Source organism: Achromobacter animicus (assembly GCF_902859585.1).
GTDB classification, from domain to species: Bacteria; Pseudomonadota; Gammaproteobacteria; order Burkholderiales; family Burkholderiaceae_B; genus Achromobacter; species Achromobacter animicus.
Window position 1 is genome coordinate 13802 of record NZ_CADIJM010000027.1, and the last position, 15466, is coordinate 29267.

12 protein-coding genes are annotated in these 15466 nt (G+C 66.8%); 1 reads left to right on the top strand and 11 read right to left on the bottom strand.

The window, feature by feature from the left end; translation table 11 throughout:
* The first annotated feature begins 12 nt into the window (after positions 1-12).
* Positions 13-486 (top strand): flagella synthesis protein FlgN, encoded by a 474-nt coding sequence (locus HV681_RS27265; RefSeq protein WP_175126217.1) that lies wholly within the window; start codon positions 13-15, stop codon positions 484-486.
* Positions 487-570: 84 nt separating this feature from the next.
* On the opposite strand, the gene flhF is transcribed toward HV681_RS27265, so the two are convergent.
* The 11 genes from flhF to HV681_RS27320 all read right to left on the bottom strand — a co-directional run.
* Complete coding sequence (flhF, locus tag HV681_RS27270; protein WP_175126218.1) at positions 571-3486, bottom strand: flagellar biosynthesis GTPase FlhF; 2916 nt, start codon at positions 3484-3486, stop codon at positions 571-573.
* Positions 3483-5603, bottom strand: a complete 2121-nt coding sequence (gene flhA, locus HV681_RS27275) for a flagellar biosynthesis protein FlhA (RefSeq protein ID WP_175126219.1) — start codon at positions 5601-5603, stop codon at positions 3483-3485. The genes flhF and flhA overlap by 4 nt, the downstream gene beginning before the upstream one ends.
* Positions 5604-5606: 3 nt before the next feature.
* Complete coding sequence (gene flhB, locus HV681_RS27280; protein WP_175126220.1) at positions 5607-6761, bottom strand: flagellar biosynthesis protein FlhB; 1155 nt, start codon at positions 6759-6761, stop codon at positions 5607-5609.
* A 251-nt stretch (positions 6762-7012) separates the two neighbouring features.
* The gene (locus HV681_RS27285; protein WP_254595078.1) at positions 7013-8560 is read right to left on the bottom strand and encodes a methyl-accepting chemotaxis protein; all 1548 of its coding nucleotides are present in this window, start codon (positions 8558-8560) and stop codon (positions 7013-7015) included.
* Positions 8561-8851: 291 nt separating this feature from the next.
* Positions 8852-9484, bottom strand: coding sequence for a protein phosphatase CheZ (gene cheZ, locus HV681_RS27290; RefSeq protein ID WP_056570181.1), 633 nt, complete (start codon positions 9482-9484; stop codon positions 8852-8854).
* Between the two features lie 8 nt (positions 9485-9492).
* On the bottom strand, positions 9493-9882 hold the full coding sequence (gene cheY, locus HV681_RS27295) for a chemotaxis response regulator CheY (protein ID WP_056316584.1): 390 nt from the start codon (positions 9880-9882) through the stop codon (positions 9493-9495).
* A 51-nt stretch (positions 9883-9933) separates the two neighbouring features.
* A complete protein-coding gene (locus HV681_RS27300; RefSeq protein WP_175126221.1) occupies positions 9934-10992 on the bottom strand; it encodes a protein-glutamate methylesterase/protein-glutamine glutaminase in 1059 nt (352 codons plus the stop codon).
* A 22-nt stretch (positions 10993-11014) separates the two neighbouring features.
* Positions 11015-11869, bottom strand: a complete 855-nt coding sequence (locus HV681_RS27305) for a CheR family methyltransferase (RefSeq protein WP_175126222.1) — start codon at positions 11867-11869, stop codon at positions 11015-11017.
* 8 nt (positions 11870-11877) lie between these two features.
* Positions 11878-13581, bottom strand: a complete 1704-nt coding sequence (locus HV681_RS27310) for a methyl-accepting chemotaxis protein (RefSeq protein WP_175126223.1) — start codon at positions 13579-13581, stop codon at positions 11878-11880.
* Positions 13582-13674: 93 nt separating this feature from the next.
* Entirely contained in the window at positions 13675-14175 is a 501-nt protein-coding gene (gene cheW, locus HV681_RS27315) for a chemotaxis protein CheW (RefSeq protein WP_129247084.1), read from the bottom strand.
* 17 nt (positions 14176-14192) lie between these two features.
* Positions 14193-15466 (bottom strand): chemotaxis protein CheW (locus HV681_RS27320; RefSeq protein WP_254595079.1); only part of this gene is annotated, 1274 nt, incomplete at its 5' end.

Below are 15466 nucleotides of genomic sequence, written 5' to 3' on the forward strand. Positions count from 1 at the left end.
GAGCCGTCTGTCATGAGCCTCGTCGATTCCCTGCAATCCTGCATGAAGCAGGAAGACACCCTGATCTCCGAGTTCTCCTCGATCCTCGAGGAAGAAACCGAGGTCCTGGTCAGCCAGGGCAGCGTCGAGACGCTGAACCAGATCACCGAGCGCAAGCGCGGCATCGCGCAGCAATTGGTCGACCTCAGCCAGACGCGCGACAACCTGCTGTCCGAAATCGGCCTGCCCGCGGGCCACATCGGCACCGAACAGGCCGCCGCGCAGTATCCGCAGTTGTCCGGCGTGTGGCAGGCCCTGCTGACCAAGTCGGCCTCCGCCAGCGAAATCAACATGCGCAATGGCGCCCTGATCGACGTGCATCTGCGCTACACCCAGCAATCGCTGGACGCCCTGCGCAATGTTGGCGTCGGCAGCGCCTCGACGTACGACGCGCAAGGCCGCGGCGCCCGCAGCGCCCCGGGCCGCCGGCCGATCGTGGCGGGCTGACGCCTTTTCCGATCTCCTGCGGCATAAAAAATAACGGCGTGCATGGCACGCCGTTTTTTGTTTCCGCGAGACGGGGTCGCGGCCTTACGCCCCGCCCGTCATCTCCAGCAGCGCGAACATCTTCAGCAGCGCCACCGGCAGCATCTTGCCCGACAGCTTGCGCTCGGTGCCCACGATGCCCGAAAACGGACCACGCACCACGTCTGCCGCCGGCGAATGCGCCAGCTGCCAGCATGCCGCGCCAAGCTGCCCGGCCATCAGCGACTGTCGCGCCAGCGTATGGGCGCCATCGACGGCGGGCAGCGCCTGCCAGGCATTGGCCATGTAACGGAACGCCGCCTTGGCCTCCTCCTGCAGAACGAGCCAGCGCGCAATCGTCGCGGCGTCCGCCTGCGACGCCGGCAGGTTCGTCGCGCCGAACAACTGGCCCGCGACCTCGCCGGAGACCGTGTCGATCAGCCGCGCGCAGATGAGGCGGACGCTGGCGCCCTGCCCCTTGCCCGGCAGCACGACTTCGGTGCCGGAGGCCCACAGCGCCAGCGGCGCGGTCTTGGCGCCCGGCGCCGGGCGCAGGCCCGGCATGTCGCCGGGCTGGCCGACGGGCAGGTAACCCACGCTCTTGCCGACGGCGTTCAGGTTGGTCGGGCATTCGTCCTGGATCACGCGCGTGCCACCTGCGCAACGCGCTACCCAGGACACGCCCTGCTCGCTCAACGGCTGCCATAGCGCAACGGTGCCGGCCTCCAGCATGTGGACCAGCGGCAAGGACGACAGGCGCTCGCCCAACCACTGCACGCGAGCCTGCAAGGCCGCCGCCGGATCCGGCTGGGCCGGCGCGGCGGGCGCAAACGAGCTCAACATGCCGTGCGGCAGCGCGAGCTGCTGCGCGGGCGCGGCCAGTGCGGCGCCGCGGTCGCTCATCAACAGCGCGCCCATCAGCGCGCCGCCGGGCAAGGCCTCGCCCTTCATGGCGGTCTTGCCGTGCATCACGAGCAGGTTGCGGCTGCACGCAGCGGAAAATTCACGGCGCACCATCGCCAGTGGCTCATCGCCCAGCGCGGCCAGGCTGGCGCCCGCGCCGTCGCCGACGTACTCGCGCCAGGCGGTGCGCGATTGCAGGCACGCCGGGTCGCTGTCCAGCCACGAAATGGTGTCGTCCAGATTCTGTGCTGCTGCGATCGACGCCGCACCGCCCTGCTGCGGCAGGATGGCCGAGGCCAGCAACTGGCGGCGGCGCGCCGGGTCCACGGCGTCTGGTTCGCGCGACGACGACACCAGCGACGCCAGGTCGGCCTCGCTCGGGGTGTACAGCGCGCGGGCGCGCTCGACCATCGAGAACGCGCGGTCGATCAGCACGTCCGCGCGGGCCAGTTCCATGTGCTCGGGCACCTTCTGGCCGACGGACATGTAATGGATCGGCAGGCGGTGGCGGATGGCGGTGTCGAGCGCCGCGCCCAGGCGGGTGGCTTCGTCCAGCTTGGTGATGATGCAGCCGGCCACATCCTCGCCCACGCCATTGCGATAGGCGTGCGCCACCTCGTCGAGCGTGTCGCCCTGGCTGGCGGCGTTGAGCACCAGCAGCCGGCGAACGGGCTTGCCGGCGTTGCACAGCATCGATGCCTGCTCGGCCACCAGGCGGTCGCGCTGGCTGATGCCGGTGGTGTCGATCAGCACGATCTTGCGGTTGCCCAGTTCGGCCAGAATGCGGCGCAGCTCGCCGGCATCGCGCACCGAGTGCGCCGGCACGCCCATCAGGCGGCCGTAGATCTGCAATTGTTCCAGCGCGCCGATCCGGAACAGGTCGGTCGTCAGCATGGCGACCTGCTCCCGGCCTTCGCGGGCCACGCAACGGGCGGCCAGCTTGGCCAGCGTCGTGGTCTTGCCCACGCCGGTCGGGCCGACCAGCGCATACACGCCGCCAGCCAGGAATTCGTCTTCGGAACGCACCACCGGCAGATGGGTCACCAGTTCATTGCGTGCCCAGCTCTGCGCAGCCTCGGTGGAGAGACCTTGCGGCAGGCGCTCGACCAGCGTGCGGACCAGCTTGGTGCTGAAGCCGGCGTCCAGCAGGCTGCGGAACAGCGCGGCGCCCGCGGGCTCGCGCCCCGGACCTTGGCGGCCGCCCCACAGCAGCCCGTCCATGCGGGTTTCCAGCGCGCCGCGCAAGGCACTGATGGCGTCCTGCAGACCGGCGGCCGTATCGGCCGGCAGATTCGCGGGCGGCAAGCCCTGCGGCGGACGCACGGGGGCATCGGGCATGCGGCCCATGGGCGGCGCGGCATGCAGCATGGCCGGTTGCGGCGCCGCTGCCGGCGGCATGGCGGGCGCCTGCACGGGTGCGGGCGGCGCGGCGTAGCCTTGGGGCGCGTGATAGGCGGTGGCGGGCGCAGCGGCCATGGCGGCTGCGGGCGCGGCGGTGGCCATGCGCTCGGGCATGGCGGGAGCCGGCGGCGTCATGCGGACTGCCGGCGCAAGCGGCGGCAGCTCGACGCGTACTGGTGCGGCCGGCTGAGGTGCGACCGGCTGAGGTGCGGCCGGCTGAGGTGCGACCGGCTGAGGTGCGACAGCCGTCGGTGCAACCGAAACCGGCTGCGGTGCAGCGGGTACGAATTCTGCCGGCGACGGTTCAATCTCCGGCTGCGCCGACGCCGCATACGCGGACTGGTAAGCGGCAATGGATCGCGCCGGCGGCGCGTAGCCGGCTGGCGGCGCGGGCGGCATGGCAACCGGCGCAACCTGCGGTCGCGCCATCCCGGCCGGTGCGCCGAACGACGGCGCCGCGGGCTGACGTTCCTGCGCCGGCGGCGCATAGGCCGGCGCTTCGCGCGGCGGCGTCTGCTGCTGCGGCGCGTCGTCAAAGGCGCCATCAACGGTGGCCAGCACCTCGATCCCGCCCTCGACGCTGCGGTTCGACACGATCAGCGCGTCCGGCCCCAAGGCCTCGCGCACCTGACGCATCACGTCACGGGTGTTTGCCCCGTAAAAGCGGCTGATCTTCATTGCCCATTGCTCCCGCCGATCAGCGCCGTCACGCGGACGATGCGCTCATCAGGAATTTCCGTATTCGACAACACGCCAAGCTGCGGCAGATGATGCCGCAGGAAGCGCGACAGCGGCGCGCGCAGCACCGGCGACACCAGCAGCACCGGCGCATTGCCCTGGGATTCCTGCCGTTCGACCGCCGCCTGCGCCTCGCGCAGCAGCGTGTCGGCCAGCCCCGGCTCCAGGCCGCCGCTGGTCGTCATGGCCTGCGACAGCACGCGTTCCAGCTTCACGTCCAGGCCGATCACGCGCAGCTCGCCCTCGCCGGGGAACCATTGCTGCGTGATGGCGCGGCCAAGCGCGCGGCGCGTCAGCGCGATCAGCTCGTTGATGTCCGGCTGGCCGCCCGACCCGGCGGCCATCGCCGCCAGACGCGGGCCATGCTCGGACAGCGTATCGATGATGGTGCGCATGTCGCGGATCGGCACTTCTTCCGACAGCAGACCCTGCAGCACCTTCTGCAGCGCGGTGAGCGACAGCGTCTTGGGCACCAGGTCCTCGACCAGCTTCGGCGCGTCGCGGCCGATGCGATCCAGCAGCTGTTGCACTTCCTGGCGGCCCAACAGGTTCGAGCCGTGGCGATGCATCAGGTGATTCAGGTGCGTGGCCACCACCGTGCCCGCATCCACCACCGTGTAACCGGCCACCTGCGCCTGATCGCGCAGCGAGCTGTCGATCCACAGCGCCGGCAGGCCGAACGCCGGATCGGTCGTCGGCGTGCCCTTGATCTGCATGGTCACGCCGCCCGGGTCGATGGCCAGCCACTGACCCGGCATCGCGACCCCCGTGCCCACTTCCACGCCGGACAGCAGGATGCGGTAATCGTTGGGCTTGAGTTCCAGGTTGTCGCGGATGTGCACGACCGGCGGCAAAAAGCCCACGTCCTGCGCAAACTTCTTGCGCAGGCTGCGGATGCGGTGAAGCAGCTCGCCGTTCTGCGCGTGGTCCACCAGCGGAATCAGGCGGTAGCCCACTTCCAGCCCCAGCTGGTCCACCATCGACACGTCTTCCCAGCTTGCCTCGGCAGCCGCGGCCTGCGCCTGGGTGATCGCCTGCGGCGGTATCTCCTCGGCGGCCACGGCGGCGGCCTTCTTGCGTTTGAGCAGCGCCCAGCCGCCCCAGCCCAGCGCGGCGGCCAGCGTCAGGAACGCGATGTGGGGCATGTTGGGGATAAGGCCCATGATGCCGATGATGCCGGCGGTCAGGAACAGCACGCTCGGGTTGGAGAACAGCTGGCTGATGATCTGCTGGCCGATGTCCTGGTCGGTCGACACACGCGACACGACCACGCCGGCGGCGGTGGAGATCACCAGCGCGGGGATCTGGGCAACCAGGCCGTCACCGATGGTCAGCAGCGTGTAGACGCGGCCGGCTTCGCCCATGGACATGTCGTGCTGCGCCACGCCGACGACCAAGCCGCCGATGATGTTGATCGCCATGATCAAGAGGCCGGCGATGGCGTCGCCGCGCACGAACTTGGAGGCGCCGTCCATCGAGCCGAAGAAGTCCGATTCCTGCGAGACTTCCGACCGGCGCTTGCGCGCCTCGTCTTCGCCGATCAGGCCGGCGTTCAGGTCCGCGTCGATCGCCATCTGCTTGCCGGGCATGGCGTCCAGGGTGAAGCGCGCGCCCACTTCCGCGATACGGCCCGCACCCTTGGTGATGACGATGAAGTTGATGATGGTCAGGATGATGAAGACGATGATCCCGACCGCGAAGTTGCCGCCCACCAGGAAGTGCCCGAAGGCCTCGATCACCTTGCCCGCGGCGTCCGGGCCCGTGTGACCGTGCAGCAGCACGACCCGGGTGGACGCGACGTTCAGCGACAGGCGCAGCAGCGTCGCGAACAGCAGGACGGCCGGGAACGCGGCAAAGTCCAGCGGCTTGCGCGTGAACATGGCCACCAGCAGGATCATCACGGACAACGCGATGTTGAAGGTGAACAGCAAGTCCAGCAGGAACGTGGGCAGGGGCAGCACCATCATGCCCAGCACCATCACGATCAGGATGGGACCCGCCAGCAGCCGCGCATGCGTGCCGCCGTTATTCTTCAACATGGTGAGCAGAGCGCTCATTCCTTAAACTCCTTGTGCTGCGGTTTTTGCCTGCGGGTCCAGTTCGGCTGGCACGTTCAACTTCGTGGGGGCCGGGGGTTCAAGCCCCCAACCCGAGCGCCAGGATCGTAGCTGGAATACCCATGCCAGCACTTCCGCCACCGCGGTATACAGCTCGGCCGGGATTTCTTGTCCCAGCTCGACGTGTTGATGCAATGCGCGCGCCAACGGCGGCGCTTCCAATGTGGGAATCTTGTTTTCGGCGGCCAGCTCGCGGATCTTCGCGGCGATCAGGCCCGTGCCCTTGGCCAGCACGCGCGGCGCGCCGCCCTTCGATTCGTCGTACTTCAGCGCCACCGCATAGTGCGTCGGGTTGGTGACCACGACGTCGGCCTTCGGCACCTCGGACATCATGCGCCGGCGGGCCGCCTGACGCTGCTGCTGCCGGATGCGCGCCTTCACATGCGGATCGCCTTCGCTTTCCTTGTGCTCCTGGCGCACATCTTCCTTGGACATCCGCAGCTTCTTCAGATGGCTCCAGATCTGCCAGGGCACGTCCAGCATGACGATGATGAGCAGCGACGCCACGATGAAGGCGCAGCACATTGCCACCAGGGTCAGCGCCTTGGTCAGCGCGGCCGACGGCGCCACGTGCATCAGCCCCATCATGTCGTCGTGATAGCGCCAGATGACCCAGACCGCTACGCCGCCGACCAGCAGCGCCTTGGCCAGCGCCTTGATCAGCTCCACCACCGTCTGCGACGAGAACATGCGCTTCAAGCCGGCCAGCGGGCTGAGCTTCGAAAAATTGGGCGTCAGGGGCTTGGTCGAAATCACCAGGCCGCCCAGCACCACGCTCGACAGCACTGCAACCACCGCGAGCAGGCCGAATATCGGCAGCAGCACCAGCAGCGCATGGCCGAAACCGCTTACCGCCTGCTCGACCATGACGCCGGGATCCAACGCGACGCGCTGATCGAAGGCCAGTCCGTTGCGCAGCACGCCGCTCAGGCCCCTGTACAGCGACCCGCCGCCCGCCCAGATCGCGGCGACACCTACGGCCAGCATCATGAACGTGCCCAGTTCCCGGGAACGCGCAATCTGCCCCTCCTCGCGCGCCTTTTCCAGGCGCCTGGGAGAGGCGGCTTCGGTTTTCTCGAGGTCGCTTTCTTCGGACATGCTCTACGGGATCGTTGCGGCTCGCTGACGTGGAATGCAAGCCGCCCGCCGAGATTCTAGGAGGCGCCGGGGGTTGGCGATATGCCAAGAAACGGGGGGAAAGCGGCGCTATTCCCGGATGCGCCGCCGGCTGCCGGTCAGCCCCCCCTAGGCGTGCGCCTTCAGCCCGCCGCTTCAACTTGCCACATCAAGCCGCCCTATCAAGCCGCCCCATCAAGCCGCAACATGAACGCCCGCGTAACTCCACCCCGTCAACCCGCCACCGGCGCCGCCCGTCCCCCGGCGCCCTGCCCGTCCACGATCGCCTGGAACCGCGCGTAATCCAGCCCGATGCGCACGGCGCCCCAGTGTTCCGGCCCCAGATAAATGGGCAGGGAAATGTCGTTGACGATCTCGCCGGTATCCCGCGAATACGTCTGGAACAACTGCGCGCCCGTGTTGGCAGCCAGCCGGGCGCCCACGGGATCGTCAAAGATCCGCTTGTTGCGCACCCGGACGATGTCGACCTTCGGATCGCCGGTCGGCGCCAGCGAGAACCGGCTGTTGTGCGCGGGTGCGTAACCCCGGTTGTCCACCAGGATCGTGTAGATCGCGCCGGGCACCGCCTGCAGCACACTGTCGAGCAGGCGCGTCAGCGGCTCGTCGATGGCCCGGTCATACGCCGTGTGATACCGCGGCGGCTCGCTGCCGGGAATGCGCTGGTAATGGCGGTCGAACACGTCGACACCCCGCCGCCGGGCATCGTGCAGCAGTCCGGCCGCCGCGTCCGCGAACGCCTCCAGCGACGCCGACAGGCTGTCGAACGCGGTATCGCCGGTGCGCATGTCGGCCAGCACCTCCTGCACGCTTTCGGTCTGGCGGCGGATGCGGTCGATCTCGCCCGACATGCTGCCCACCCGTTCCAGCACGTCCGCGCTCAGTGCCGCGATGCGCCCCACCTCCTGGCTCATGCCGTGATTGGTGGCGTCGACCTCGCCAATCGCCTGGACCACTTCACCCACCTGCCGGTTCATGCTGTCGAAGTCGCGCACGAAGCGCTCGAACCCGTCACAGGTGCGGTTCAGCACCGCGCCCGACGCGTCCACATCCTCGCGCAGCGTGCCGGTCTGGCGCTGGGTGGATTCGACCAGGCCCAGCATCTCTGAGGTATGGCGGCCGATGTCGCCGGTGGCGGTGTTGACGCGTTCGGCCAGACGGCCGACCTCGCTGGCCACCACCGCAAAGCCCCGTCCCGCGTCCCCTGCCCTGGCCGCCTCGACGCCCGCGTTCAACGCGAGCAACTGGGTCTGCAGCGCAATGCCTTTGATTGCCTGGCTGATGTCGCCCACGGATTTCGCGCGGGCGGCCAGTTGCCCCACCACTTCGGTAAAAGCCGCCATCTCTTGCGTCATGCGGTCGACGCGCGTCTTGACCTCGGTCAGCTCCGCCAGCGCCTGCTCTGCGGCATGCAGATTCTGGCCGGACACGGCGGCGATTTCGCGGGCATGCGTGGAGGTGGATGCCGACAGGTCAGCGATCTGCGCGCCGCTGGCGGCAAGCGCGTCGGCGGCCCTGGCCTGCTCGCGCGCCAGCAGCGAACAGCGCCCCGCCTGGAACTGCGTGCGCGCCGCGTTCAGCGCGATCTCGATGCTGGACTGGCGCACCGTCATGACCCGCACGCGGATCTGCGCCAGAAAACGGTACAGTGGCCAGGCGGCCGGACTGAAAGACAGGGCGCGCTCCGACAGCATCGCGTCGCCGCGATTGAGCCGACGCAACAAGCCCCACATGCCGCCCAGGCGGAATACGGATCTGGCCATGATGAACCTCCTCTCCCTGGCCCGGACCGCCTGCTTTGGGCATCCGTGGCCTGACGCGCTAGGCGCGCCTTGTCTCGCGCTGCAAGGCCCCGATTATTGTTGGCAGGAGTCTATCGGGAGGGTCGCGTTTGCGCTCTTAGGGAATACGTCATGCGGACGAGGCCGCACAGACGGCCAAGTGCAGCAGGCAACCGCAAGGACGCAGCCGCGCGCGGGTGTCAGACACCAGGGCCATGCGGGTGTCTGACACCGGGGCGATGTCTGGAAGCGAACATCGCCCGAGGGCCGGGCTTAGAAGCCCAGGCTGGCCAGCAGGTCGTCGACCTGGTCCTGGCTGGTGACCACGTCGGTCTTGCCTTGCGGGTTGATCTGCGGACCGTTGAGCAGGCTGTTGGCTTCATCGCGGCGCTCTTGCGGCACGTTGTCCAGCAGCACCTGCAGCAGTTCGCGTTCGATCGCGCCCACCACGTCCATCATGCGCATGATGACCTGGCCCGTGAGGTCCTGGAAATCCTGCGCCATGATGATTTCCATCAGCTTGGACTGCGTCTGCTGCGTCTGCTTGGGCACGTCGGCCAGGAAGGCGCGCGTGTCCTGCACCAGTTCGCGCGCTTCCGGCATCTCCAGCGGCTGGTCGTACCATTGCTGCCAGCGGCTATCCAGCGCCTGGGCCGAACGCGACATGTTGTCCTGGATAGGACCGGCCTGCTCGGTGGCGTTGAGCACCCGGTTGGCGGCCTGCTCGGTCATCTGCGCCACGTACCGCAGGCGGTCGCGCGCATCGGGGATTGCATTGGCGGCGTCCTTGATCGCTTGATCCAGGCCCAGTTCGCGCATGCTGTCGCGCAGCATGCGGGTGAGCGAGGCGATGCGATGGATCAGGTCGGGCGACTCTGCCGGGTCAACTGTTTCCGTTGAGCTCATCGCACACCTCACCCGCCAATTTTCTCGAAGATCTTGTTCAGCTTTTCCTCCAGCGTTGCCGCGGTGAAAGGCTTGACCACGTAACCGTTGGCGCCGGCCTGGGCTGCGGCAACGATGTTTTCCTTCTTGGCTTCCGCCGTCACCATCAGCACCGGCAGCGAAGCCAGCGATGCGTCGGCGCGGATCTGCTTGAGCATCTCCAGACCGTCCAGGTTGGGCATGTTCCAGTCGGACACCACGAACTGGAAGCCGCCGTTGCGCAGCTTCTCCAGGCCAATAGCGCCGTCCTCGGCCTCATCCACGTTTTCGAAACCCAGCTCCTTGAGCAGGTTGCGGATGATCCGCCGCATGGTGGGGAAGTCATCCACCACCAGAATCTTCAGGCCCTTGTCTACCATCTTTCACTCCAGAAAAAATTTGCTTGAGACCGATCGTGGCGTCTGTCCGCGTTAAACGCGGTGCCCACGGTCGCCCAGGCGAGTCAGAATGCGTTCGCTCATCGCCGACAACGGCACCACTTCACTTGCAGCCCCGATGGCAATGGCCTCGCGAGGCATGCCAAAGACCACGCAGCTTGCTTCGTCCTGCGCGATCGTGTGCGCGCCCGCCCGGTGCATGGCCAGCATGCCGGTCGCGCCATCCTTGCCCATGCCCGTCAGGATCACGCCGATGGCGTTCTTGCCCGCCGCCACGGCCGCGGAATTGAACAGCACGTCCACGGACGGACGGTGGCGGTTGACCGGTTCGCTGGCTTCCAGCTCGATGACGTAGTTGGCGCCACTGCGGCCCAACCGCATGTGCATCTCGCCGCCCGGCGCCAGGTACACGTGGCCCGGCAGCACGCGCTCGCCGTGCACGGCCTCGCGCACGGTCACGGCGCACAGCGCATCCAGGCGCTGCGCGAACGACCGCGTGAAGCCGGCCGGCATGTGCTGCGTGATCAGGATCGCGGGGCTGTCCGGCGGCAGCGGCTGCAGGACTTCGCGGATGGCTTCGGTGCCGCCGGTGGACGCGCCCACGATGACCAGCTTTTCCGAGCTGGACAGCGGACGGCGCAGCATGGGCGCCGGCGCGGCTGCCGCCGCATGGGGCGTGGGCGCGCGCAGCTTGGCGCGCGACGCGGCGCGGATCTTGTCGGCAATGAGTTCCGTGTATTCGAGCAGGCCGTCGCGGATGCCCAGCTTGGGCTTGGTCACGAAGTCGATGGCGCCCAGTTCCAGCGCACGCAGCGTGATTTCGCCGCCACGCTCGGTCAGCGACGACACCATCACGACCGGCATCGGACGCAGGCGCATCAGCTTTTCCAGGAAATCCAGCCCGTCCATGCGGGGCATTTCCACGTCCAGCGTCAGCACGTCGGGGTTGTGACGCTTGATCAGGTCGCGCGCGACCAGCGGATCGGGTGCGGTCGCAACCACTTCCATATCCGGCTGGCTATTGATGATTTCGGTCATCAAGCCGCGCACAAGCGCGGAGTCATCCACACACAAAACGCTTATTTTCTTCATCTTGTTTGCTGCCCTGGCCCGTTCAGGCCTTATTTGCGCATTCGTAGACTGTCTGCCCGCGCAGACGGAAATCCCGGCTGATGTACGTGAAGTTCTCGGAGTGGCCGGCAAACAGCAGGCCGCCCGGCTTCATGAGGGGCACGAACCGCTCCAGAATCTTGGCCTGGGTCGGCTTGTCGAAATAGATCATGATGTTGCGGCAGAAGATCACGTCGAACTTTTCGGTGATCCCCCACGACGGCGACAAGAGGTTCAGCGTCTCGTAGCGCACCATCTCGGCGATCTCGGGCCGCACCCGCACATGCCCTTCGTTCGCGCCGCGTCCTTTCAGGAAGAAGCGGCGCAGGCGCTCGCTTTCCATCTTCGCGACGCGTTCGTTCGGATAGACGCCGGTGCGCGCGCGGTTCAGCACGCTGGTGTCGATGTCGGTAGCCAGCACGGTCGAGCCGGCGGCCCGCGCGCCCAGGGCTTCGGTCAGCGTAATGGCGATCGAGTACGGCTCTTCGCCCGTCGAGGCTGCACAACACCACACCGAAACGGGTCCCCCGCGCTTCTTCGCGAAGTCCGCCAGGATTGGAAAGTGATGCGATTCACGGAAAAACGCGGTCAGGTTCGTCGTGAGCGCGTTGATGAAGTCTTCCCATTCCGCGGCGTCGGGCTCGTTTTCCAGGCTGTCCAGATAACTGCCGAAATCCTGCCCGCCCAACGCCCGCAGGCGGCGCGCAAGGCGGCTGTAGACCATCTCGCGCTTGTGCGTGCCGAGCGAAATGCCGGCCCGCGCGTGGATCATCTTGCGGACGCGGGAAAAGTCCGCGTCACGGAAATCAAACTGGCGGTCCACCGAAATGGACGGGGCCGTATTCGCCGAAGTTGCCACGCGTATCCTCAGCGTCCCAGAGCAGGCGCATCGGGCGCGTGCAGGCGGGCGTCGTCATAGGTGGCGTGCACCGATGAGAGCCGATGCGCCGGCACTTCGATGACCTCGCCCGTATTGATCTTGAACACGGCCACCGCTTCGGCCAGGCGCTGCGCCTGTTCCTGCAGCGAGCCTGCGGCGGCAGCCGCCTCTTCCACCAGCGCCGCATTCTGTTGCGTCACTTCGTCCATCTGCGACACGGCCCGGTTCACCTGGTCGATGCCGCTGGATTGTTCTTCGGACGCTGCCGAGATCTCGCCCATGATGTCCGTCACGCGCTTCACCGAGGCCACGATTTCCTGCATCGTGGAGCCGGCGCGTTCGACCTGCTGCGAACCCGCGCCCACCTTGGTCACGGAGTCTTCGATCAGGCCCTTGATTTCCTTGGCGGCCTGGGCGCTGCGCTGCGCCAGCGAACGAACTTCGCCCGCCACCACCGCAAAGCCCTTACCCTGCTCACCGGCGCGCGCGGCTTCCACCGCCGCGTTCAGCGCCAGGATGTTCGTCTGGAATGCGATGCCGTCGATCACCGACACGATTTCCGAGATCTTGCGCGAGCTGGCCGAGATGCCTTCCATGGTGTGCACCACTTCCGACACCGCCGCGCCGCCGCGCTCGGCCACGTCAGACGCGCTGGCGGCCAGCTGGTTGGCCTGGCGGGCATTGTCCGCGTTCTGCTTGACGGTCGACGCCAGCTCTTCCATCGAAGCGGCGGTCTCTTCCAGCGAAGCGGCCTGCTGCTCCGTACGGCTGGACAGGTCCGTGTTGCCCGCCGCGATCTCATGCGAGCCCACGTTGATTTCATCGACGCCGCGGCGCACCGAGGCCACCGTGCGGGTCAGGCTTTCCTGCATGCGCTTGAGCGCGGCGAAAAGCTGGCCGATCTCATTGGTGTTGCTGACTTCCACGCGCGCCGTCAGGTCGCCGCCGGCAATGCGGTCGAAATGGTGGCCGGCTTCCTTCAGCGGCTGCAGCACGCGGCGGCGCAGGAAGACGTAGGTGGCAAACACCAGCAGCGCCGCGATGATGCCGCCGGCGCTGACGGCCATCAGCACAAACTGGTAGCGCACTTGCGCCACTTCGAACGCGTCCGTCATCTTGCTGGCGCGCCAGAAGTCAAAGCCTTCGACGGCGCGCGCAAAGCGGCCTTCCAGGGCGTCTTGCACCTTCTGGATCTGCGTCTGGTAAGCCGGCATGTCGGCCTTTTCCAGCGCGGCGACCAACGGTGCGACACCCTGCTGCACCAACGCCGCATAGGAGTCGTCGATCTCCTTCAGGGCCTCGGCGGCTTCGGCCGGCCGTGGCAGGGTCTTGAAGAAATCGAACTCGGCCTGGCCCTTGTTCAGCGACGCCTTGGCACGTTCCAGCAGGCCGGCGGCCTCGCTGGACAGACCTTGCGCCAGCAGGGTCGGCTGACCGACGCTGCGCACGATGTCCGCATAGTTCAGGGTCGCGGCACGGGTTAGGCCGTTCAGCGTGTCCTTGTGGCTTAGCACGACGCGGTTGACGGCGTCGTTCAATTCCTGCGATTGCTTGATCTCGGCCAGCGTCCCATTGCTGATGCGCAACGACAACACGCCCAGCGCGGCACCAATCACCAACATGAATGAGAAGAACGCCAGCACCCACAACAGGCTGCTGCGTATCGTCATGTTCGCGAAAAACTTGCGCATCACAAGAACCATCCCTTGACTGCAATCGTTAAAGGAAAGCGCCACATCGCGATCAATATGGCGCCTTTACCCCGCATTCCGGCCGGACTCCGATCAGGAGGCGACCTTCTCCACCAGCGCCATTTCGTCGCTGGTCATCAGCTTTTCAATGTCCACCAGGATCAGCATGCGCTCATCCACGGTGCCCAGGCCGGTCAGGTACTCGGTCGACAGCGTGGCGCCGAACTCGGGCGCCGGACGAACCTGGCCCGAGTTGAGCATCAGCACGTCCGACACGCCGTCCACCACGATGCCGACGACGCGGCGGTCGAGGTTGAGGATGATGACGACGGTCTGCTCGTTGTAGTCGACGCGGCCCAGGTTGAACTTGATGCGCAGGTCGACGATCGGCACGATGATGCCGCGCAGGTTCGTCACGCCCTTGATGAACGGCGGGACGTTTGCGATGCGGGTGACCGTGTCGGCGTCGTAGCCGCGGATTTCCTGCACCTTCAGGATGTCGATCCCGTATTCCTCGTCGCCCAGCGTGAAGACCAGGAACTCGCTGCCGACATCTTCATTGCGCGCGGCTTGCGCTTGCGGTTTGGCTGCCATGATTTTTTAGTGCTCCATCAATTCAGAACGGCTTCGGGCTGCGACCAGCGCTCCCGGTTGGCGCGCGCGAGCGCAAATACGTCGACAATCAGGGCCACGCTGCCATCGCCAAGAATGGTGGCGGCGGAAATGCCCGGGACCTTGCGGTAATTCGATTCCAGATTCTTGACCACCACCTGATGCTGTCCGATCAGGTGATCGACCAGCAGCGCGAAGCGCCGGTCCTCGGCCTGCATGATGACGGCGATCGCCTGCGTCGGATCGGTCTGGGCCTCGCCCACCGAGAACACGCGATGCATCTCGACCAGCGGCAGATATTCGCCACGCACGTGCATGACGCGCTCGTTGCCGGCAACCGAGTAAATCTGGTCGTTGGTGGGCTGCAGCGATTCGGTGACGTGGTTCAGCGGCAGGATGAAGGTCTCTTCACCGACGCGCACCGACATGCCGTCCAGAATGGCCAGGGTCAACGGCAGCACGATGCGGGTCGTGGTGCCGTTGCCCGGCTCGCACGACAACTGCACGTGGCCGCCCATGTCCTGGATGTTCCGGCGCACCACATCCATGCCCACGCCCCGGCCGGAAATGTCCGTGACCTTTTCGGCCGTGGAGAAACCGGGCGCGAAAATCAGCTGCCAGATCTCGTCGTCGGGCGAGTTTTCGTTGACGGCCAGGCCTTGCGCCATGGCCTTCTTCAAAATCTTTTCGCGGTTCAGGCCACCACCGTCGTCGCTGACTTCGATGACGATGTTGCCGCCGTTGTGCTGCGCGGACAGCACCAGCTGGCCAACCGGATCCTTGCCGGCGGCAATACGCTTTTCGGGCGTTTCGATGCCGTGGTCCAGGCTGTTGCGCACCAGGTGGGTCAGCGGGTCGATGATGCGTTCGATCAGGCTCTTGTCCAGCTCGGTCGCGCGGCCGTACGTTTGCAATTCGATCTGCTTGCCCATCTTGCCGGCGATATCGCGCACCAGGCGCGGGAAGCGGCTGAACACGTAATCCATCGGCATCATGCGGATCGACATGACGGCTTCCTGCAGATCGCGCGCATTGCGCTCCAACTGCTCCATGCCGTTCAGCAGGCGATCGTGCAGCACCGGATCCAGCGTGGAGGCGGTCTGCGCCAGCATGGCCTGCGTGATGACCAGCTCGCCCACCAGGTTGATGACCTGGTCGACTTTTTCAACGCCGACGCGGATCGAGGTCGATTCCTTGTCTGCATGGGCGGCGGCGGAAGCGGCCGGACGCGCGGCGGCACGGGCGGCCGGCGCACCAGCGTCGGCGGCCGCTG

Coding starts and splice junctions, on each gene's coding strand:
- HV681_RS27285 (WP_254595078.1), bottom strand. CDS start 8,560: ATGGCCAGATCCGTATTCCGCCTGGGCGGCATGTGGGGCTTGTTGCGT.
- HV681_RS27310 (WP_175126223.1), bottom strand. CDS start 13,581: ATGCGCAAGTTTTTCGCGAACATGACGATACGCAGCAGCCTGTTGTGG.
- cheY (WP_056316584.1), bottom strand. CDS start 9,882: ATGGTAGACAAGGGCCTGAAGATTCTGGTGGTGGATGACTTCCCCACC.
- flhA (WP_175126219.1), bottom strand. CDS start 5,603: ATGAGCGCTCTGCTCACCATGTTGAAGAATAACGGCGGCACGCATGCG.
- cheZ (WP_056570181.1), bottom strand. CDS start 9,484: ATGAGCTCAACGGAAACAGTTGACCCGGCAGAGTCGCCCGACCTGATC.
- HV681_RS27265 (WP_175126217.1), top strand. CDS start 13: ATGAGCCTCGTCGATTCCCTGCAATCCTGCATGAAGCAGGAAGACACC.
- flhF (WP_175126218.1), bottom strand. CDS start 3,486: ATGAAGATCAGCCGCTTTTACGGGGCAAACACCCGTGACGTGATGCGT.
- flhB (WP_175126220.1), bottom strand. CDS start 6,761: ATGTCCGAAGAAAGCGACCTCGAGAAAACCGAAGCCGCCTCTCCCAGG.
- HV681_RS27300 (WP_175126221.1), bottom strand. CDS start 10,992: ATGAAGAAAATAAGCGTTTTGTGTGTGGATGACTCCGCGCTTGTGCGC.
- cheW (WP_129247084.1), bottom strand. CDS start 14,175: ATGGCAGCCAAACCGCAAGCGCAAGCCGCGCGCAATGAAGATGTCGGC.